The organism is Streptomyces piniterrae (genome assembly GCF_005048155.1).
Classification (GTDB): Bacteria; Actinomycetota; Actinomycetes; order Streptomycetales; family Streptomycetaceae; genus Streptomyces; species Streptomyces piniterrae.
Window position 1 is genome coordinate 117217 of record NZ_SUMB01000007.1, and the last position, 19961, is coordinate 137177.

At 70.6% G+C, this 19961-nt stretch carries 17 protein-coding genes; 11 read left to right on the forward strand and 6 right to left on the reverse strand.

Annotation, left to right across the window (positions count from 1 at the left end):
- Positions 1-236: 236 nt before the first annotated feature.
- The 6 genes from ftsZ to FCH28_RS20980 all read left to right on the forward strand — a co-directional run bounded on the left by ftsZ (position 237) and on the right by FCH28_RS20980 (position 5237).
- Positions 237-1469 (forward strand): cell division protein FtsZ, encoded by a 1233-nt coding sequence (gene ftsZ / locus FCH28_RS20955; protein ID WP_136741610.1) that lies wholly within the window; start codon positions 237-239, stop codon positions 1467-1469.
- 13 nt (positions 1470-1482) lie between these two features.
- Entirely contained in the window at positions 1483-2226 is a 744-nt protein-coding gene (pgeF, locus tag FCH28_RS20960; protein ID WP_136741611.1) for a peptidoglycan editing factor PgeF, read from the forward strand.
- Entirely contained in the window at positions 2205-2981 is a 777-nt protein-coding gene (locus FCH28_RS20965) for a YggS family pyridoxal phosphate-dependent enzyme (RefSeq protein ID WP_136741612.1), read from the forward strand. The genes pgeF and FCH28_RS20965 overlap by 22 nt, the downstream gene beginning before the upstream one ends.
- 123 nt (positions 2982-3104) lie before the next feature.
- On the forward strand, positions 3105-3725 hold the full coding sequence (locus FCH28_RS20970) for a cell division protein SepF (protein WP_136741613.1): 621 nt from the start codon (positions 3105-3107) through the stop codon (positions 3723-3725).
- A 65-nt stretch (positions 3726-3790) separates the two neighbouring features.
- Complete coding sequence (locus FCH28_RS20975) at positions 3791-4084, forward strand: YggT family protein (protein ID WP_044364269.1); 294 nt, start codon at positions 3791-3793, stop codon at positions 4082-4084.
- Between the two features lie 49 nt (positions 4085-4133).
- Positions 4134-5237, forward strand: a complete 1104-nt coding sequence (locus FCH28_RS20980) for a DivIVA domain-containing protein (protein ID WP_136741614.1) — start codon at positions 4134-4136, stop codon at positions 5235-5237.
- A gap of 178 nt (positions 5238-5415) precedes the next feature.
- Here FCH28_RS20980 and ileS read toward each other — a convergent pair whose 3' ends face one another.
- On the reverse strand, positions 5416-8571 hold the full coding sequence (gene ileS, locus FCH28_RS20985) for an isoleucine--tRNA ligase (protein ID WP_136741615.1): 3156 nt from the start codon (positions 8569-8571) through the stop codon (positions 5416-5418).
- A gap of 659 nt (positions 8572-9230) precedes the next feature.
- Here ileS and FCH28_RS20995 point away from each other — a divergent pair.
- From FCH28_RS20995 to FCH28_RS21010, 4 genes are all read left to right on the forward strand, one after another.
- A complete protein-coding gene (locus tag FCH28_RS20995; protein WP_136741616.1) occupies positions 9231-9965 on the forward strand; it encodes a TraR/DksA family transcriptional regulator in 735 nt (244 codons plus the stop codon).
- A 119-nt stretch (positions 9966-10084) separates the two neighbouring features.
- The gene (lspA, locus tag FCH28_RS21000; protein WP_136741617.1) at positions 10085-10687 is read left to right on the forward strand and encodes a signal peptidase II; all 603 of its coding nucleotides are present in this window, start codon (positions 10085-10087) and stop codon (positions 10685-10687) included.
- Positions 10688-10785: 98 nt separating this feature from the next.
- Entirely contained in the window at positions 10786-11727 is a 942-nt protein-coding gene (locus tag FCH28_RS21005) for an RluA family pseudouridine synthase (protein ID WP_136741618.1), read from the forward strand.
- 148 nt (positions 11728-11875) lie between these two features.
- A complete protein-coding gene (locus FCH28_RS21010; RefSeq protein ID WP_136741619.1) occupies positions 11876-13471 on the forward strand; it encodes a Na+/H+ antiporter in 1596 nt (531 codons plus the stop codon).
- A gap of 72 nt (positions 13472-13543) precedes the next feature.
- Here FCH28_RS21010 and FCH28_RS21015 read toward each other — a convergent pair whose 3' ends face one another.
- On the reverse strand, positions 13544-14623 hold the full coding sequence (locus FCH28_RS21015) for a mechanosensitive ion channel family protein (RefSeq protein WP_136741873.1): 1080 nt from the start codon (positions 14621-14623) through the stop codon (positions 13544-13546).
- A gap of 123 nt (positions 14624-14746) precedes the next feature.
- Between FCH28_RS21015 and FCH28_RS21020 the strand changes: the two genes are divergently transcribed.
- Positions 14747-15358 (forward strand): dienelactone hydrolase family protein, encoded by a 612-nt coding sequence (locus tag FCH28_RS21020; protein WP_136741620.1) that lies wholly within the window; start codon positions 14747-14749, stop codon positions 15356-15358.
- Between the two features lie 59 nt (positions 15359-15417).
- Here the strand turns inward: FCH28_RS21020 and FCH28_RS21025 are convergent, their stop codons facing one another.
- The 4 genes from FCH28_RS21025 to FCH28_RS21040 all read right to left on the reverse strand — a co-directional run bounded on the left by FCH28_RS21025 (position 15418) and on the right by FCH28_RS21040 (position 19858).
- Positions 15418-17061 (reverse strand): alkaline phosphatase D family protein, encoded by a 1644-nt coding sequence (locus tag FCH28_RS21025; RefSeq protein ID WP_136741621.1) that lies wholly within the window; start codon positions 17059-17061, stop codon positions 15418-15420.
- A 122-nt stretch (positions 17062-17183) separates the two neighbouring features.
- Positions 17184-18113 (reverse strand): thioredoxin domain-containing protein, encoded by a 930-nt coding sequence (locus FCH28_RS21030; RefSeq protein ID WP_136741622.1) that lies wholly within the window; start codon positions 18111-18113, stop codon positions 17184-17186.
- 58 nt (positions 18114-18171) lie between these two features.
- Positions 18172-18882 carry a hypothetical protein gene (locus FCH28_RS21035; RefSeq protein ID WP_136741623.1) on the reverse strand — a complete coding sequence of 237 codons (711 nt, stop codon included), beginning with the start codon at positions 18880-18882 and terminating at the stop codon, positions 18172-18174.
- Between the two features lie 124 nt (positions 18883-19006).
- Positions 19007-19858, reverse strand: coding sequence for a thioredoxin domain-containing protein (locus FCH28_RS21040; protein ID WP_136741624.1), 852 nt, complete (start codon positions 19856-19858; stop codon positions 19007-19009).
- Between the last annotated feature and the right edge of the window lie 103 nt (positions 19859-19961).

Here is a 19961-nt window from a genome sequence, read left to right on the forward strand (position 1 = left end):
CACATAGGGTGAAAAGAAAAACGGGAGGTTCGGCGTGTTCGTTGAACGCGCGCGCCTTGTCGACTTAGTGTCTCGTTCCAAAGGGACTATGGAACCAAGGAACACAGGCACAGGTAACCCTAAAGTTGAACGTTAGGGTTCGGGTCGGCGATACGGAACCGTCCCAATCGGCATCAGTCGGCGCCCACACGGAATGTGAGGCGACGACACGTAACTCGAGGCGAGAGGCCTTCGACGTGGCAGCACCGCAGAACTACCTCGCAGTCATCAAGGTCGTCGGCATCGGCGGCGGTGGCGTGAACGCCATCAACCGGATGATCGAGGTCGGGCTCAAGGGCGTCGAGTTCATCGCGATCAATACCGATGCGCAGGCGCTGCTGATGAGCGACGCCGACGTCAAGCTCGACGTCGGCCGCGAAATGACGCGCGGACTCGGCGCGGGCGCAAACCCGGACGTGGGCCGCAAGGCGGCCGAGGACCACCGCGAGGAGATCGAGGAGGTCCTCAAGGGGGCCGACATGGTCTTCGTGACCGCGGGCGAGGGCGGCGGCACCGGCACCGGCGGCGCACCCGTCGTCGCCAACATCGCCCGCTCGCTGGGCGCCCTGACGATCGGTGTGGTCACCCGGCCGTTCACCTTCGAGGGCCGCCGCCGCGCCAACCAGGCCGAGGACGGCATCGCCCAGCTGCGCGAAGAGGTCGACACCCTCATCGTGATCCCCAATGACCGGCTGCTGTCCATCTCGGACCGCCAGGTGAGCGTGCTCGACGCGTTCAAATCCGCGGACCAGGTGCTGCTGTCGGGTGTCCAGGGCATCACCGACCTGATCACCACCCCGGGCCTGATCAACCTCGACTTCGCCGACGTCAAGTCCGTGATGTCGGAGGCCGGCTCCGCCCTGATGGGCATCGGCTCGGCGCGCGGCGACGACCGCGCGGTGGCCGCGGCGGAGATGGCGATCTCCTCGCCGCTCCTGGAGGCGTCCATCGACGGCGCCCGTGGCGTGCTGCTCTCCATCTCCGGCGGCTCCGACCTCGGTCTCTTCGAGATCAACGAGGCCGCCCAGCTGGTCAGCGAGGCCGCGCACCCGGAAGCCAACATCATCTTCGGCGCGGTCATCGACGACGCGCTGGGTGACGAGGTCCGGGTGACCGTGATCGCCGCGGGTTTTGACGGAGGGCAGCCGCCGGCCCGCAGGGAATCGGCGGCGAGCGGGCTGACCTCCGCGAAGCGCGAGGAGCCGGCAGCGGCCCCGAGCCGTCCGGCCGCCCCGGCCGAGCCGCGGTCGTCGTCCTTCGGCGGTCTCGGCGCGGTCCCGGTACGCGACGAGGAGCCGGCCCCGGCCGACACCCCGTCGCTGGGTGAGGTGCCGGCGCCGCCGGCGAGCGCCCCGCAGGTTCCCCCGGCCCGTCCGTCGTACGCGGACAGCGCGGCCGAGGAGCTGGACGTCCCCGACTTCCTGAAGTGACCGAAGCACCCACGTGATAGGGCACCAGCACCACGAGAGCGGCGCGCACTTCGCCTTCACCGACAGGTGGGGCGGGGTGAGCGCCGCTCCGTATGACCAGCTCAATCTGGGCGGCGCGGTCGGCGACGACCCGCAATCGGTCCGTACCAACCGCGAACTCGCGGCCAAGGCACTCGGCCTCGATCCGGCCGCGGTGGTCTGGATGAACCAGGTCCACGGCCGGGATGTGGCGGTGGTCGAAGGACCGTGGCAGGCCGCGGCCGGGGAGATTCCCTGTGTGGACGCGGTGGTGACCGCCCGCCGGGGCCTCGCGCTCGCCGTCCTGACCGCGGACTGCACTCCGGTTCTGCTCGCGGACCCGGTCGCCGGGGTCGCGGGGGCCGCGCACGCCGGCCGTCCCGGCCTGGTCGCCGGGGTCGTCCCGGCGGCCGTCGAGGCGATGGCCGCACTCGGCGCCGAACCGTCCCGGATCATCGCGTACACCGGCCCCGCGGTCTGCGGACGCTGCTACGAAGTGCCCGAGGCGATGCGTTCCGAGGTCGCCGCGGTGGTCCCGGAGGCCAGGTCGACGACCACCTGGGGCACGCCGGCGGTGGATGTCACCGCGGGCGTACGGGCCCAACTCGCCGCAGCCGGCGTGCCGTTGAGTGAGGATTCCCACATCTGCACGCTGGAGTCGGCGGACCACTTCTCCTACCGGCGCGACCGCACGACGGGGCGGCTCGCGAGCTACGTATGGCTGGACGGCTGGCTGTGACGGACGACCGCAGGACGCAACTCGCCGACAACCTGGCGCGGGTGGAGGAACGTATCTCCGACGCCTGCGCCAAGGCCGGCCGGGCGCGTGACGAGGTGACCCTGATCGTGGTCACCAAGACCTACCCCGCGAGCGATGTCCGGCTGCTCGCGGAACTGGGAGTGCGCCATGTCGCGGAGAACCGCGATCAGGATGCGGCACCCAAGGCCGCCGAATGTGCTGATCTGCCCCTTACTTGGCACTTCGTCGGCCAGTTGCAGACCAACAAGGTGCGGTCTGTGGCCGGTTACGCCGGAATTGTTCAGTCGGTCGACCGGGCCAAACTGGTCACCGCGCTCTCCCGTGAGGCGGTTCGCACGGGACGCGAGCTGGGCTGCCTGATCCAGGTGGCACTCGACGCCGAAGCGGAGGCCGGGGGGAACGCCGGGAACACCGCGCGGGTCGCCGCGCGGGCCGACCGCGGAGGGGTGGCACCGGACGGTGTCCCGGCGCTCGGCGAGGCGATCGCGGCCGCCCAAGGTCTGCGGCTGGACGGTGTGATGACCGTCGCGCCGCTGTCCGGTCCCTATGCCGGACGCCAACTCGCCGCTTTCGAGCGGCTCATGGAAATCTCATCCGACCTGCGCGCGAACCATCCTGCTGCCAACATGGTGTCAGCAGGTATGAGCGCGGATCTCGAGGACGCCGTTGCGGCCGGGGCGACACATGTACGCGTCGGCACTGCGGTACTCGGAGTCCGACCACGGCTCGGGTAACGTCGCGAAGCAAGTCGGACCACAGCACAAAATATGGTCATTCCCGCAAAAAGCGGGCAGACCGCGTGGATCCAAGGCGCCCGGTGACGGAGCCGATCCACCACAGAGCGGAGGACGCAGAGAATGGCCGGCGCGATGCGCAAGATGGCGGTCTACCTCGGCCTCGTGGAGGACGATGGGTACGACGGCCGGGGGTTCGACCCCGACGACGAGTTCGAGCCCGAGCTTGACCCGGAGCCCGATCGTGGACGGCGACAGCAGCACCAAGTACCGGCCGAAACACGCCCGGAACGGGAGGAACCCGTCCGAGTGGTGACGCCCCCGGCGCAGCGCGAAGCCGCTCCTCTCGCCGCGGAAAGCGGACGACCCGCGCGAATCGCCCCAGTGGCATCCATCACACCTGACCGCCCGAATTTGGAGAAGAACGCACCGGTGATCATGCCCAAAGTTGTGTCCGAGCGGGAGCCCTACCGCATCACCACACTGCACCCCCGGACCTACAACGAAGCCCGTACCATCGGGGAACACTTCCGTGAGGGCACTCCGGTGATCATGAATCTCACAGAGATGGATGACACAGATGCGAAGCGACTTGTCGACTTTGCGGCCGGTTTGGTGTTTGGTCTTCACGGCAGCATCGAGCGGGTGACGCAGAAGGTGTTCCTGTTGTCGCCTGCTAACGTCGATGTCACGGCGGAGGACAAAGCCCGTATCGCAGAGGGTGGGTTCTTCAACCAGAGCTGAGACGCAACACCGGGCACACCAAGGCCGAGAGGCCGGCAGGGATCAAGGGGAGAGGGACGCGCGAGATGAGTGTCTTTGGTCAGGTGATCTACATCGCGCTGTACTGCTTCCTGATCGTGCTGATCTTCCGGCTGGTGATGGACTATGTGTTCCAGTTCGCCCGCTCATGGCAACCCGGCAAGGCGATGGTGGTCGTTCTGGAGGCCACCTACACTGTGACCGATCCGCCACTCAAGCTTCTGCGGCGGGTCATTCCGCCGCTGCGTCTCGGGGGCGTGGCGCTCGACCTGTCCTTCTTCGTATTGATGATCATCGTGTACATCCTGATCACCGTCGTGAGGTCGGTGTTGTTGGTGTGAACGATACGGTCTTGCCGATTGCCGACGACTACGTTGAGGTGAAGTAGAGATGCCGTTGACCCCCGAGGACGTGCGGAACAAGCAGTTCACGACCGTCCGCCTCCGAGAAGGCTATGACGAGGACGAGGTCGATGCCTTCCTCGACGAGGTCGAAGCCGAACTGACCCGCCTGCTGCGCGAGAACGAGGACCTCCGCGCCAAGCTGGCCGCTGCCACCCGCGCCGCCGCGCAGAACCAGCAGCAGCAGGGCCTGCGCAAGGGACCCGACCAGCAGCAGGACCAGCAGCAGCGAGGCGGGGCCCCCGTGCCCGCCGCCATATCCGGTCCGCAGCCGGTCCCGCCGCAGCAGCAGGGGTTGGGTGGCCCGCCCCAACTGCCCGGTGGCGCACCGCAGCTGCCCCCAGGTCCCGGTGGTCATGGCCCGCAGGGTCACGGTCCCGGCCCGATGGGCCCCGGCGGCCCGATGGGCGGCCCCATGGGCGGCCCCGGTGGTCCGCAGCAGCTCCCGCAGGGGCAGCAGCAGGGCGGCCCCGGTGGTGACAGCGCCGCTCGGGTGCTGTCGCTGGCGCAGCAGACCGCCGACCAGGCGATCGCGGAGGCCCGTTCCGAGGCCAACAAGATCGTCGGCGAGGCGCGCAGCCGTGCCGAGGGCCTGGAGCGGGACGCCCGCGCCAAGGCCGACGCGCTGGAGCGGGACGCGCAGGAGAAGCACCGCGTGGCGATGGGCTCGCTGGAGTCGGCCCGCGCGACGCTGGAGCGCAAGGTCGAGGACCTGCGCGGCTTCGAGCGCGAGTACCGCACCCGCCTGAAGTCCTACCTGGAGAGCCAGCTGCGTCAGCTGGAGAACCAGGCCGACGACTCGCTGGCCCCGCCGCGGACCCCGGCTGCCGCTTCGCTGCCGCCGTCCCCGTCGATGGCGTCGGCCGGTGCGGGCACCATGGGCGGCAACCACACCATGGGTGGCGGCCAGTCCATGGGCGGCAACCACTCGATGGCCGGCCCGTCCGGCGGTGGTCCGTCCTACGGTGGTCAGCAGCAGATGTCGCCGGCGATGACCCAGCCGATGGCTCCGGTGCGGCCGCAGAGCCCGCAGCCGATGGGCCAGGCGCCGTCACCGATGCGTGGCTTCCTCATCGACGAGGACGACAACTGACGCCCGCCTAGGGCACGTAGTCGGCAATCAGGGCCGGGCCCCCGGGGAGTTCTCTCCCCGGGGGCCCGGCTCTTTTCGCTGGCATGCCACGGGCCTCCGACGGCCCGTGCTCCGTGGCGGCGGATACGGAGAAGCCCCCGGCGGTGAGCGCCGGGGGCTTCGTTGGGTGACGGGTCCGTTACGCCTTGCGCAGCCGGAACGTCAGGCCCAGGGCCTCGTCCTCGAAGACCTCGCCGTAGCCGTCCTCGGTGGCCTCGCCGGCGGCGCTGTCCTCGTTCGAGAAGGCCGTGGCCAGTACCTCGTCGGAGATCAGGCCCGCGTGGTCGGCCAGCGCGGTGCGCAGCTCGTCGTCGGCGGCCCGCCAGCGCAGCGCGATCCGGTCGGCGACGTCCAGGCCGCTGTTCTTGCGGGCCTCCTGGATGAGGCGGATCGCGTCGCGGGCCAGGCCGGCCCGGCGCAGCTCCGGGGTGATCTCCAGGTCGAGGGCGACCGTGGCGCCGGAGTCGGAGGCCACCGACCAGCCCTCCCGCGGGGTCTCGGTGATGATCACCTCGTCGGGGGTGAGGGCGACGAGCTCGCCGTCGACCTCGACGCTCGCCGTGCCCTCGCGCAGCGCCAGCGAGAGCGCGGCGGCGTCCGCCGCGGCGACGGCCTTGGCGACCGCCTGGACGCCCTTGCCGAACCGCTTGCCCAGGGCACGGAAATTCGCCTTCGCGGTGGTGTCCACGAGGGAACCGCCGACCTCCGAGAGGGATGCCAGCGAGGTGACGTTGAGTTCCTCGGCGATCTGCGCGCGCAGGTCCTCGGAGAGGTCCACGAAGCCGGCGGCCGCGACCAGCGCGCGGGAGAGCGGCTGGCGGGTCTTGACGCCGGACTCGGCGCGGGTGGCCCGGCCCAGCTCGACCAGTCGGCGGACCAGCAGCATCTGGGCGGACAGCGTCGGGTCGACGGCCGAGGTGTCGGCGACCGGCCAGGTCGAGAGGTGGACGGAGTCGGCCGCGTCCGGGCTGACCGGCACGACCAGGTCCTGCCAGACCCGCTCGGTGATGAACGGGGTGAGCGGGGCCATCAGTCGGGTGACCGTCTCGATGACGTCGTGGAGGGTGCGCAGCGCGGCCGCGTCGCCCTGCCAGAAGCGGCGGCGGGAGCGGCGGACGTACCAGTTGGAGAGGTCGTCGACGAAGGTGGACAGCAGCTTGCCGGCGCGCTGGGTGTCGTAGGACTCCAGGGCCTCGGTGACGTCCCCGACCAGCGCGTTCAGCTCGCTGAGCAGCCAGCGGTCCAGCAGCGGGCGGTCGGCCGGCGCCGGGTCGGCGGCGGACGGCGCCCACTGGGACGTACGGGCGTACAGCGCCTGGAAGGCGACGGTGTTCCAGTAGGTCAGCAGCGTCTTGCGGACGACCTCCTGGATGGTGGTGTGGCCCACCCGGCGCGCGGACCAGGGCGAGCCGCCGGCGGCCATGAACCAGCGGACCGCGTCGGCGCCGTGCTGGTCCATGAGCGGGATCGGCTGGAGGATGTTGCCCAGGTGCTTGGACATCTTCCGGCCGTCCTCGGCGAGGATGTGGCCGAGGCAGACGACGTTCTCGTACGACGACTTGTCGAAGACCAGGGTGCCGACGGCCATCAGCGTGTAGAACCAGCCACGGGTCTGGTCGATGGCCTCCGAGATGAACTGCGCCGGGTAGCGCTTCTCGAAGAGCTCCTTGTTGCGGTACGGGTAGCCCCACTGCGCGAACGGCATGGAGCCCGAGTCGTACCAGGCGTCGATGACCTCCGGGACGCGGGTCGCGGTGCCCTGGCAGGTCGGGCAGGCGAAGGTGATCCCGTCGATGAACGGGCGGTGCGGGTCCAGGCCGGACTGGTCGGTGCCGGTCAGCTCGGTCAGCTCGGTCAGCGAGCCGACGCAGGTGAGGTGGTCCTCCTCGCAGCGCCAGATGGGCAGCGGGGTGCCCCAGTAGCGGTTGCGGGACAGCGCCCAGTCGATGTTGTTGTTGAGCCAGTCGCCGAACCGGCCGTGCTTGACCGACTCCGGGAACCAGTTGGTGTTGCCGTTCTCCCGGAGGAGGGCGTCCTTGACCGCGGTGGTACGGATGTACCACGACGGCTGGGCGTAGTAGAGCAGCGCGGTGTGGCAGCGCCAGCAGTGCGGATAGCTGTGCTCGTAGGCGATGTGCTTGAAGAGCAGGCCGCGGGCATCGAGATCGGCGACCAGCGCCTCGTCGGCCTTCTTGAAGAACTGGCCGCCGACCAGCGCCAGGCCCTCCTCGAAGGTGCCGTCCGGGCGGACCGGGTTGATCACCGGCAGGTCGTACGCCTTGCAGGTCCTGAGGTCGTCCTCACCGAAGGCCGGGGCCTGGTGGACCAGGCCGGTGCCGTCGTCGGTGGTGACGTACTCGGCGTTGACGACGAAGTTGGCGCCCTCCAGCTCGACGAGGGAGAACGGGCGCTCATAGGCCCAGCGCTCCATCTCGCGGCCGGTGAAGGACTGCCCGGTGGCCGTCCAGCCCTCGCCGAGGGCCTTCTCCAGCAGCGGCTCGGCGACGACCAGCCGCTCGGCGCCGTCGGTGGCGACGACGTAGGTGACCTCGGGGTGCGCGGCGACCGCGGTGTTGGAGACCAGGGTCCAGGGGGTGGTCGTCCAGACCAGCAGCGCGGCCTCGCCGGCCAGCGGGCCCGAGGTCAGCGGGAGGCGGACGAAGACGGACGGGTCGACGACGGTTTCGTAGCCCTGCGCCAGCTCGTGGTCAGAGAGGCCGGTGCCGCAGCGCGGGCACCAGGGGGCGACGCGGTGGTCCTGGACCAGCAGGCCCTTGTTGAAGATCTCCTTCAGCGACCACCACACGGACTCGATGTACTGCGGGTCCATGGTGCGGTACGGGTCGTCGAGGTCGGTCCAGTAGCCCATGCGGGTGGTGAGCTCGGCGAAGGCGTCGGTGTGGCGGGTCACCGACTCGCGGCACTTGGCGTTGAACTCGGCGATGCCGTACGCCTCGATGTCCTTCTTGCCGTTGAAGCCCAGCTCCTTCTCCACGGCCAGCTCGACCGGGAGGCCGTGGCAGTCCCAGCCGGCCTTGCGGGCGACGTGGTAGCCCTGCATCGTGCGGAACCGGGGGAAGACGTCCTTGAAGACACGCGCCTCGATGTGGTGGGCGCCGGGCATGCCGTTGGCCGTCGGGGGGCCTTCGTAGAAGACCCACTCGGGCCGTCCCTCGGACTGCTGGAGGGTACGGGCGAAGACCTTCTGCTCCTGCCAGAACTCGAGCACGGCGTGCTCCAGGGCGGGAAGGTCTACCTGGGCGGGCACCTGGCGGTACTGGGGTTGCGGACTCATCGGGGGCTTCCTCCGGCGGACACCTGCTGCGTTTTCCGTCCGGAGGGACGAGAGCCTGCGCTCCCGCGGTACCACCCTCCTTGGCGGTGCCACTGCACCGCCCCCTCATTGGGGTCGCGCTGCCGGTTCTACTCGCCCTGGGTGGCCCGCGGCCCGTGGGCTCCGCCCACTGTCCAGACCCGTGGGCGGAGCCCACTATCCAAAGCTTTCTTCCGGCGACTCCGGGGTGATCTTCACGTCGCGCACGCCCCCGGGCTCGCACCGTCCCCGGGTCGCTGCTGGCTGCGTACGACGCTACTCGTCCCATCGATGCCTTTCGCTGGGTGCAAGTGTACGGGGCCGCACCGACAGCGGCCGACCGGTTTTCCGGATGCGGATGGTGGGTGGAGGGGCGGGCCCGGGAGCGCGGCGCGGCCGGGGCGCCCCGCGGGATGACCCGAATGGCGAACGGCCGGCCGCCGGAGCGCGCGTTCCCCCTGGCCGGCGGCGGACCCGGCGGTTACGGGGCGGGGAGCGGGGCACAACCGATGCAGACCTGGCCTTCGGGTGGGGTGGCCGGAACCGTCGGGCGGTGCGTCCCGTTGCCGCATGGCGTGCGGCGATTTATCGTTCCCGTCACGATTCGCGAACAAGATCACATATGTGAAGGGGTCGCGGCCATGGTGGCGAAAAAGACCGCCGCGGAGCAGAGCACGACGCCTGCCGACGAGGCCGTCGCGAAGCAGCCCGCACAGAAGGCGACGCACAAGACCGCCGCGCAGAAGAAGCCGGCCACGGAGAACACGGCACCGAAGAGTGCGGCGACGACGGCCGCCAAGAAGACCGCGAAGAAAGCGGCGAAGAAAGTGCCGAAGAACACCGCGGCCAAGAAGGCGGCGGTGCCCGCGAAGAAGACGGGAGCCAAAACGGTGGTGGCGAAGAAGACCGCGGCGGCGGCCGGGACGCACGGCAAGGCGCCCCGGCGGGAAACCGCCGTGCCCAAGGCGCGGGTGGCCGCGACGCCGGAGGAGCTCGCCGTACGGCCCGGCGAGGACCCCTGGACACCGGGCGAGGTCGCCGCGGCACGGGCCGAGCTGATGGACGAGGTGGGTCGGCTGCGCAGCGAGATCACCGCGTCCGAGGACGCCATCGCCGGACTGATGCGGGACGGCGACGGCGCCGGCGACGACGAGGCCGACACCGGCACCAAGAACATCACCCGCGAACACGAGCTGGCGCTGGCCTCCAACGCCCGCGAGATGCTCCAGCAGACCGAGCGGGCCCTGGGCCGGCTGGACGCCGGCACCTACGGGCTGTGCGAGAACTGCGGCAATCCGATCGGCAAGGCGCGCATGCAGGCGTTCCCGCGCGCGACACTGTGTGTGGAGTGCAAACAGAAGCAGGAGCGGCGCTGACACGGCCGAATCGTCGCGGCCGGGCCCCCGTTCCGGCCGCGGCCGTACGGGTGTGCCGTACTCTCGTCCTCAGCCAGGCACGGTCTGGCCGCGGACTCAACGGGCTGAGGGACTCACACGTGGCAGAGGCGGAACGCATCACCGGTACGCCGGAATCCGAGCCGGGATCCGGAGCGGATTCCGAGCCGGGATCCGAAGGGGGACGGCCGGCGGAGCCGGAGCAGAAGGCGGCCCGCGGCAAGCGGCGGATCGTCGCGCTGCTGCTCGTCGCCGCCTTCGTCTACCTGCTTGACCTGGGCAGCAAGCTCATCGTGGTCGAGAAGCTGGAGCACCACGCGCCGGTCCAGATCATCGGGACGCTGCTCCAGTTCGAGGTGATCCGCAACCGCGGCGCCGCGTTCAGCATCGGCGAGGCGCTGACGATCTTCCTCACGATCATCGCGGCGACGGTGATCGTGGTGATCGCCCGGATCGCGCGCAAGCTCTACAGCCTGCCCTGGGCCTTCGCGCTCGGGCTGCTGCTCGGCGGCGCCTTCGGCAACCTCACCGACCGCATCTTCCGCTCGCCGGGCGTCTTCGAGGGCGCGGTGGTCGACTTCATCGCCCCGGCGCACTTCGCGGTCTTCAACCTCGCCGACTCCGCGATCGTCTGCGGCGGTTTCCTGATCGTGATCCTGTCCTTCCGCGGCCTGGACCCGGACGGCACCATCCACAAGGACTGAGCCGGCCCCGCCCGCCCACAGGCCTCCGGGGTCCGGCCCCGGGGCCCAGGGCCCGCCGCCGGGCCGGAACACCGTGCCGCGGCTGCCATACTCGTGGGGTGAGCACCCTTCCCGAGATCCGCACCCTGCCCGTACCGGACGGCCTGGAGGGCGAGCGCGTCGACGCCGCGCTGGCCCGCATGTTCGGCTTCTCCCGTACGAAGGCCGCCGATCTCGCGGCCGCCGGCAAGGTCCGGGTCGACGGTGCCGAGGTGATGAAGTCCGAGCGGGTGCGCGGCGGTGCCTGGCTGGAAGTCGAGATGCCGCAGGCCGCGCCGCCCGTGGAGATCGTCGCCGAGCCCGTCGAGGGCATGGAGATCGTGCATGACGACGACGACATCGTGGTGATCGTCAAGCCGGTCGGCGTCGCCGCGCATCCCAGCCCCGGCTGGAGCGGCACCACGGTCATCGGCGGCCTCGCCGCGGCCGGCTACCGCATCTCCACCTCCGGTGCCGCCGAGCGGCAGGGCATCGTGCACCGTCTCGACGTCGGGACCTCGGGCCTGATGGTGGTCGCCAAGTCCGAGCGCGCCTACACCCTGCTCAAGCAGCAGTTCCGGGACCGTACGGTCGACAAGCGCTACCACGCCCTCGTCCAGGGCCACCCGGACCCGATGAGCGGCACCATCGACGCCCCCATCGGCCGGCACCCCCAGCACGACTACAAGTGGGCGGTCACCGCCGAGGGCAAGCCCTCGGTCACGCACTACGACCTGATCGAGGCGTTCCGGGCGGCCAGCCTGCTCGACATCAAGCTGGAGACCGGGCGCACCCACCAGATCCGGGTGCACATGGCCGCGCACCGCCACCCCTGCGTCGGCGACCTGACGTACGGCGCCGACCCCACCCTCGCCAAGCGGCTGGGCGTCGGCCGGCAGTGGCTGCACGCGGTCCGGCTGGGCTTCGAGCACCCCTCCGACGGGAGCTGGGTCGAGTTCGAGAGCGCCTACCCCGATGATCTGCGGCACGCCCTGGAGACCGTGCGGGACGAGAGCAGCTGACGGCGGGGCGGTTGCCGCCCGGACCGGGCGCGGTCGGCGACCACAGGCATCCGGCGTGCTGCCGGTCCCACCGCGGTCGGCAACCACAGGCATCTGGCAATCTTGAGCCGGAAAGTGATCGATTCCGACCACCCCGGAGCGTAGCCTCGTGGACCAGCTGGCTCTGCTGTTCGTCCTGCTGCTCGGAGCCGTGGTCATGGTCCCGGTCGGCGACCGGCTGGGGCTGCCCTCGCCGGTGCTGATGACGCTCGCCGGTGCGGTCCTCGCGCTGCTGCCGTTCGTGCCCAACATCGAGGTACCGCCCGAGTTCATCCTGCCGATCGTGCTGCCGCCGCTGCTCTACGCGGCCGTGCAGCGCACCTCCTGGCGGCAGTTCACCGCCAACCTCCGGCCGATCTTCCTGCTCGCCGTCGCGCTGGTCTTCGCCACCACGGCCGCCGTCGCCGCGGTCGCCCAGGCCGTGGTGCCCGGGATGCCGCTGGCCGCCGCGGTGGTGCTCGGCGCGCTGGTCGCACCGCCCGACCCGGTCGCCGCGACGGCCGTCGCCGGCAAGCTCGGACTGCCCCGCCGGATGGTCTCGATCCTGGAGGGCGAGGGGCTGTTCAACGACGTCACCGCGATCGTGCTCTACCACGTGGCGCTCGCGGCGGCGGTCAGCGGCACCTTCTCGGTGCCCGGGGCGCTCGGCTCGCTGGTGCTGTCCGCGGTGGTCGCCATAGCGGTGGGGCTGGTGCTGGGCTGGCTCACCAACAAGCTGATGGGACTGCTCGGCGACCCGACGCTCCAGATCGGGCTGACGCTGCTGGTGCCGTTCATGGCCTACGTCCTGGCCGAGGAGTTCCGCGGCTCCGGTGTCCTCGCGGTGCTGACCTGCGCGCTCTTCCTGGCCGAGTACGCGGTCGACGCCGACGACGTGATGGGCCGGCTCGCCGGATACACCTTCTGGGAGGTCGTCGACACCCTGGTCACCGGTGTCGCGTTCGGACTGATCGGGCTGGAGCTGCACAACATCTTCGGCGCCGCGGACGGCCGTTGGGACCAGCTGCTCGGCGCGGGCGCCGCCGTCGTCGGGGTCGTCGTCGCGGTCCGTCTGCTGTGGCTGCTGCCCGCGTCCTGGCTGGCCAAGCGGCTCCACCGGCGCCGCGACTACGACGAGGACATCCCGATGAGCTGGCGCGAGACGCTCATCATGTGGTGGTCGGGGATGCGCGGGGTGGCCTCGGTGGCGCTGGCGCTGGCCATTCCGTACTCCGTCGACGGCGGCGACGGTTTCCCCGTCCGCGACGACATCCTCTTCATCGCCTTCGCGGTGGTGCTCAGCACCCTCGTCGTCCAGGGCCTCACGCTGCCCTGGCTGGTGCGCAGGCTGAACGTGCGGGCCGACACCGATGCCGAGGACGCGCTGGAGCGGGAGCTGGCGCTGCGGGTCATCAAGGCGTCCAAGCGGCGGCTGAGGGAGATCCTGGCGGTCGAGGAGCTGCCCGAGGAGGTCGGCGACCAGCTGGCGCGGCGGGCGTACGACATCGGGGCGCGGATCGCGCCGGAGATCGTCGACGACGAGCGGCGCGAGCTCTTCGAGAAGCGCTTCACGCGGATGAAGAAGGTGCAGCGCATCCAGGCCGAAATGTTCTCCGCGGCCCGGCACGAGGTGCTCGCCGCGCGCAGCGAGCCGGGCGCGGACCCGGAGATCGTGGACCGGGTACTGCGGCATCTGGACGTGCGGAGCCTGCGGGGGAGCCCCTAGGGGACGTTCGAACAGATCCCCTAGGGGACGCGAGGGCCCCCTGCGGGTCCACAACGTGGGGGCGGCGGGGGGTTATTCCGGGGGGTGTCGGCGGTCCGGCCGCGCCGCTTCCTGGTCGGCCGGTGCCGTCGTCGTGCTGATGCGTGGCAGTGCGTACGCGTGCTCCGTGCGCAGCCACTCGATCATCCGCTCGCGGACGTGGCAGCGCACCGTCCAGATGGTGTCCGCGTCCCGGGCGGTGACCAGTGCGCGCACCACGATCGTGGACGGTGTGGTGTCGGTGACGACCAGGCTCCAGGAGCGGCCGTCCCAGTCCGGGGACTCCTCCAGGATCTTCTGCATCCGCTGCCGCATCTCCTCCACCGGCGCGGAGTGGTCGAGGTGGAAGAGGACCGTGCCGGTCATCTGCGGGCCGCCGCGCGACCAGTTCTCGAACGGCTTGCTGGTGAAGTACGACACCGGCATGGTGATCCGGCGCTCGTCCCAGGTCCGTACCGTCAGGAAGGTCAGCGTGATCTCCTCGACGGTTCCCCACTCGCCGTCCACGACCACCGTGTCACCGAGCCGCACCATGTCGCCGAACGCGATCTGGAGGCCGGCGAAGAGATTCCCGAGGGTGGACTGGGCGGCGATGCCGGCGACGATGCCCAGCACCCCGGCCGACGCCAGCATGGACGTGCCGACCGCCCGCATCTCGGGGAAGGTCAGCAGCATCGCGGCCGCCGCGACGACCCCCACCACGGCGGTCACCACCCGCTGGATCAGCGTCACCTGGGTCCGCACCCGGCGCACCCGCGCCGCGTCCCGGCCGGCCGCCGCATAGCGCGAGTACCACGACTCCACGACCGCCGCCGAGGCCCGTACGAGCAGCCAGGCGGTGGCCGCGATCAGGATCAGCGACAGCGCCCTGCCGACGCCGGCGGAGTGCTGCTCGACGCTCTCCAGCCCGGTCTCGTCGTACGCGCCGCGCAACAGGGCCGTGCACAGCACGACTTGCAGCGGGATCCGGCAGCGGCGCAGCAGGTCCCACAGCGGGGTCTCGGGATGTCTGACGTCGATCCGGTGCAGCGTACGGTCGGCCAGCCATCCCAGGATGAGCGTGACCACCACCGCGCCGCCGATCACGGCTATCGGGCGCAGCACATCCTCCATGGACACGGGTGCCTCCTCGATGCGGTGTACGGCACCGCTCGGGCAGCGATGCCGTGTGCTCGTGCCGTTCCCACCGACCGTAGCTGGCACGATGGGGGAAGTGCGATCCAACCCCAGGGAGTGATGTCAGTGCCGGCCTCCGCCGAGTCCCCGACCAGCGGGTCCTTGACGATTGTCCTGTTTCATTCGGTGTGTGGGCTGAGACCCGCCGTGCGGGCCGCGGCGGATCGGCTGCGCGCCGCCGGACACGAGGTGATCGTTCCCGACCTGTTCGACGGGCGGACCGCCGACTCGGTGCAGGACGGCATGCTCATCAAGGAGGAGATCGGCAAGGACGAACTCCTCAAGCGGGCCGTCACGGCCGTCGCGCCGTACTCGGAGCGCGGTCTGGTCTATGCCGGCTTCTCCTTCGGCGGCTCGGTCGCGCAGAACCTCGCGCTGGCCGACGAGAAGACCCGCGGGCTGCTCCTGCTGCACGGCACCTCCGACATCGCGGACGGCGCCGAGGCCGATGACCTGCCGGTACAGCTGCATGTGGCCGACCCCGACCCGTACGAGCCGCATGACTGGCTGAACGCCTGGTATCTCCAGATGCGCCGGGCCGGCGCCGATGTCGAGGTGTTCCGCTACGCCGGCGCCGGCCATCTCTACACCGACCCGGACCTGCCGGACTACGACGCGGAGGCGGCGGAGAGCACCTGGAACGTGGCGCTGGGGTTCCTGGCCGGCCTCTGAGCGGAAGACGGGCCGGGTCCGGGGCCCGGTGGGACGGCGCGGGCCCCGGCGCCCCGGCCTCAGCTCACCGGCTGGTCGGCCCGCTCCATCTGCTGGGTCCCCGTCCGGGTGCGGTAGGAGCGCAGCAGCTCGCTGGTGGCGTTCGGGTCGGTCTTGTCGGAGATGCCGAAGTAGTCCATCTGTGTGCGCTCGGCGGTGACGTCGAGGACGCCGTAGCCGTGCGAGTCCATGTCCAGCCACTTCACATGCCGGTTGGCGGCCCGGATGGCGGCGACGCCGGCGAGCGAGATGGTGTGCGGGGCGACGTGCAGGATGTCGTCCAGGTTGTCGGAGGTGACGGAGGTGACCACGAACTCGGTCGCCACCGGGCGGGTGGCCGGGTAGGTCGCCGCCTTGAGCGGTACGTCGTTGGCCCAGGCCATGTGGATGTCGCCGGTGAGGAAGACGGTGTTGTCGATGCCGCGGTCGCTGAGGTGGCCGAGCAGCTCCTGCCGGTCGTCGGTGTAGCCGTCCCACTGGTCGGTGTTGGCTGCCAGGCCCTCCTTGGGTATGCCGAGGATCTCGGCGAGCGGGCCGAGCAGATGGGCCGGTATGGAGCCGAAGGCGACCTGCGAGACCATGACCGAGGTGCCGACCAGCCGCCAGGCGGTGTCCGAGCGCTCCAGCCCGGCCTTGAGCCAGTCCAGTTGGGCCCGCCCGGTGATCGTCCGGCTCGGGTCGTCGACCGCGCCGCTGCCCGGCTTGGCCTGCTCGTCGCGGAACGACCGCAGGTCCAGCAGATGCAGATCGGCGAGGGTGCCGAAGCGCAGCCGGCGGTAGGTGGTGCCGGCTATGGAGGGGCGGACCGGCATCCACTCGAAGTAGGCCTGCTTCGCGGCGGCCACCCGTGCGGACCAGGCGCCCTCGGCGTCCGGTGTGTGGTTCACCGCGCCGCCCGACCAGGCGTTGTCGGCGAACTCGTGGTCGTCCCAGATGGCGATGACCGGGTGCGCGGCGTGCATGGCCAGCGCGTCCGGGTCGGTCTTGTGGATGCCGTGCCGGGTGCGGTAGTCGGCGAGCGTGAGCAGCTCGTGGGCGGGGGAGTGCGGGCGTACGACGTACTTGAAGGCGGGGTACTCGCCGGACTTGTACTCGTAGAGGTAGTCGCCGAGGTGCAGCACCGCGTCCAGGTCGCCGCGGTTCGCGAGATGGCGGTACGGGGAGAAGTAGCCGGACTCCCAGTTGGCGCAGGAGACCACGCCGAAGCGGACGTTGCCGGCCGCGGAGTCGTGGGCGGGCGTGGTGCGGGTGCGGCCGACGGGGGAGTGCTGCCCGTCGACGGTGAAGCGGTAGTAGTAGCGGGTGGCCGGGCGCAGGCCGCGGACGTCCGCCTTGACGGTGTGGTCGGTGGCGGCCGAGGCGGTCACGCTGCCGTGCGCGACGACGGAGGCGAAGTGCTGGTCCGTCGCCACCTGCCAGCTCACCTTGGTGGCCGGGCCGCGGCCTGAGCCGGGGGCGGCCGCGGCGGTCGGCGTGACGCGGGTCCACAGCAGGACGCCGTCGGGCAGCGGGTCACCGGAGGCGACGCCGTGCTGGAAGAACCGGCTCTGGTTCCCGGTCTCTTGGGCGTACGCGGCGGCGGCGCCCGCGAAGGGCAGCAGTGCGGCGGTGGCGGCTACGGCCGTGACGGCAGTGCGGCGGGAGATCTGGTCATGATCGGTCACGGCCGATCACCTTACTGGCCGGTAGGGAAGAACGGGAGAGCGATTTCCGGGAATCCCGAGAATTCGCCCTCCCGCCCCCATTCCTTAAGGGATTCGGGAGGTTCTTCCCTCCGTCGGGGCCCTCAGTTGCCGGCCGTGGGGTCCTTCTCCCCCTCCCGGATGCCCTTTCCGTCGCCCTTGTTCTTGCCGTCGTCCTTGCCCGCGCCCGTCCCCTTCGCCGGGCCGAACTCCTTGTCGATCATCTTCTTGAAGTTGGCGTCGGCGAGGGCGTTGTACTGCGCCTGCGTCATCTGCTGCTGCGGGATCGGGGCCAACGTCAGCTTCTTGTCGCCATGCATGAAGCTCGGCGTGCCCCGCACCCCCTTGCGGCCGAAGAGGGCCTCCATCTTCATCGCCCAGGGGTCGTAGGTGCCCTTCCTGACCGCCCCCACGAACGCCTTGTTGTTCTTCAGCTCCGGCACCTCGGCGGCGATCTTGAGCAGCGCGGCGTCCTTGCCGTAGACGTCCTCCCGCTCCTCGGGGTGGTTCTTGACGGAGTACAGCGCCGTCTTGAACTTCAGGAAGGCGTCCGGGCTGACGTTCAGCGCCGCGCCGAGCGCGCTCAGCGCGTTCTTGGAGCCCTCGCCGCCCGCCAGGCCGTCGATGAACGCGTACATGGTGAAGCGGACCTTGTAGCGGCCGTCCTCGATGTCCTTGAGCAGGGTCTTGCCGGTGCTCTGCTCGAAGGCCGCGCAGGACGGACAGCGGATGTCCTCGAAGACCTCCAGGGTCTCCTTGGCGTTCTTGTCGCCTATGAGGATCTCTGTGCCGTCCTTGCCCTGGGTGTGCTGCGGCTTGATCAGCTTCGCCTCCTTGGCGGCCTCCCAGCCGGTGGGCTCGTTCGCCTTCATCACGGCGACGCCGATCCCGGTGGCCAGGGCCAGGACGCCGACCACCGACCCCCCCACGACGAGCTGGCGGCGCAGCCGCTCCTTCTTCTTCTGCCGCTCCCGCTCGGCGCGGATCCGCTCGCGGGCGGCCGTCTTGCTGCTCTGGCTGTTGCGGTTGCTCATGGTGTTTTGTCCCGGTCCCTCGGTGCTGTGAATGCTGATGGCTCGTACGGACTGCTGGTCAGACGGCCGTACGGGGCGGGCCGCGGCGCAGTACGCAGTGTGCGAGGAGGGGCAGCGGGCGGGCCGGCGGCGCCGGGTGCGACGCCCTGATGCCGCGGCGGAGCAGGGCCGGCACGTACCCGGCCACCGTGACCGCGATCAGCAGCGGCCGGAACGCGTACGCGGCCGCCGCCCGCAGCAGCCCGTCCAGTGCGGCGTCCCCGCGGTGCAGCCAGGCGGCGGCGAGCAGGCCGACGGCCACATGGGCGGCGAGCAGCAGCCAGGGCGCGGCGGTGGGCACCACCGGCGGAATCGCGCCGCCGGGATGTGCCGCCATCCGGGCCAGCGGGGTGCCGAACTCGCCGCCCCGGCACAGCAGATCGACGCCGACCGAGCGCAGCGGCCCGGTCACCGGGCCGCCGGCCGGCCCGTAACAGGTGTGCTGCCCGGCGGTGAAGACGGTGTCGGCGGCCAGCTCCAACGGCACCAGGAGCGCCGCGAACCGGCCGTATCCGCGCCTGCGTCCGGTCAGCGCGTACGCCGCGGCGAAGACGGCGGCGCAGATCGCGGCGACCGTGACGGGCGGCAACGGGGCGCCGGAGAGCAGCACATGGGAGGCGGTGGACAGGGTCACGCACAGCGCGGTGAACAACGCGGCCCGCACCGCCCTGAGTTGAGCCCCCGGCGAGACCCCTGGCCGGGTCCCGGGGTGAACTCCTGTCCCCTGCATGCCGGGAGTCTGCCACGGGCACGGCACCCGCCCGGGTCAAGATTTGGCATCGGGACAAGAATGCGGCCGGCACGCGGGACGCGCGCCGGCCGCAGTCACGACCTGACCGGGGTCAGAACGTGGCTCAGCCCTTCATGGCCTTGTCGACCATGGACGTGAAGGTCGCCGGGTCGGCCGGGGCCGCCTTGCCCTGCGGGGTGTCCGTGCCCAGCACCGTGTCGTCGAGCTTGACCGTCGGGGTGCTGGTGACGTCCTTGAACTTGTTGAACGCGTCGGACATCGCCAGCGCCCACTTGTCGTACGTGCCGGACTTGAGCGCCTTCTGGAAGGAGGCGTTGCCCTTGAGCCCCGGGACCGTGTCCGCGACTTCGACCAGGTAGTTGTCGTCGGCGAACTTGTCCGGGCCGGTCTCCTCCGGGTGGAACTCCTTCGAGAACAGCGCTTCCTTGTACTGGAGGAAGGCGTCCGGGCTCTCGTTGAGGGCGGCGCCCAGCGCGCTCAGCGCGTTCTTGGAGCCGGTGCCCTGGAGGTTGGCGTCCAGGAACGTGCCCAGATGGAAGGACGCCTTGTACTTGCCGGCCTTGATGTCCTTCTGGACCGTCTCGCCGACCTTCTGCTCGAAGTTCGCGCAGCCGGGGCAGCGCGGGTCCTCGAAGAGCGACAGGGTGTGCTTGGCGTCCTTCTTGCCGATGACGATGGTGGTGCCGTCGGTGCCGCTGGTGTTCGCCGGCTTGATGAGCCTGGCCTTCGCGGCCTTCGCCCAGACGTCGCCGCTCGCGCCGCTGCCGCTGCTGTCGCCGCCGCCCGCGTTGGCGACCGCCAGACTGATACCGCCGGCCGCCGCCAGCACGCCGACGACGGCACCGCCGACGATCAGCTGCCGGCGGGTCCGCTCCCGCTTCGCCTGCCGCTCACGCTCGGCGCGCAGCCGCTCGCGGGCTGCCTGCTTGTTGGCCTGGGTGTTGCGATTGCTCATGACTGATCCTGCTCCGTGGAATCCGTGGCTGTCCGTGGGACGGGGTTGCGTGCTGTCGGAGGCGTACGCCGGTGACGGCGTACGCGTGCTGCGGGCCCGGGGG

Excerpts from the sequence above, each read along its gene's own strand:
- FCH28_RS20980 (WP_136741614.1), top strand. The coding sequence starts at position 4,134 with ATGCCGTTGACCCCCGAGGACGTGCGGAACAAGCAGTTCACGACCGTC.
- FCH28_RS21020 (WP_136741620.1), top strand. The coding sequence starts at position 14,747 with ATGTCAGTGCCGGCCTCCGCCGAGTCCCCGACCAGCGGGTCCTTGACG.
- FCH28_RS21015 (WP_136741873.1), bottom strand. The coding sequence starts at position 14,623 with ATGGAGGATGTGCTGCGCCCGATAGCCGTGATCGGCGGCGCGGTGGTG.
- FCH28_RS20995 (WP_136741616.1), top strand. The coding sequence starts at position 9,231 with ATGGTGGCGAAAAAGACCGCCGCGGAGCAGAGCACGACGCCTGCCGAC.
- FCH28_RS20965 (WP_136741612.1), top strand. The coding sequence starts at position 2,205 with ATGGCTGGACGGCTGGCTGTGACGGACGACCGCAGGACGCAACTCGCC.
- FCH28_RS20970 (WP_136741613.1), top strand. The coding sequence starts at position 3,105 with ATGGCCGGCGCGATGCGCAAGATGGCGGTCTACCTCGGCCTCGTGGAG.
- ileS (WP_136741615.1), bottom strand. The coding sequence starts at position 8,571 with ATGAGTCCGCAACCCCAGTACCGCCAGGTGCCCGCCCAGGTAGACCTT.
- FCH28_RS21030 (WP_136741622.1), bottom strand. The coding sequence starts at position 18,113 with ATGAGCAACCGCAACAGCCAGAGCAGCAAGACGGCCGCCCGCGAGCGG.
- FCH28_RS20975 (WP_044364269.1), top strand. The coding sequence starts at position 3,791 with ATGAGTGTCTTTGGTCAGGTGATCTACATCGCGCTGTACTGCTTCCTG.
- FCH28_RS21040 (WP_136741624.1), bottom strand. The coding sequence starts at position 19,858 with ATGAGCAATCGCAACACCCAGGCCAACAAGCAGGCAGCCCGCGAGCGG.
- FCH28_RS21035 (WP_136741623.1), bottom strand. The coding sequence starts at position 18,882 with ATGCAGGGGACAGGAGTTCACCCCGGGACCCGGCCAGGGGTCTCGCCG.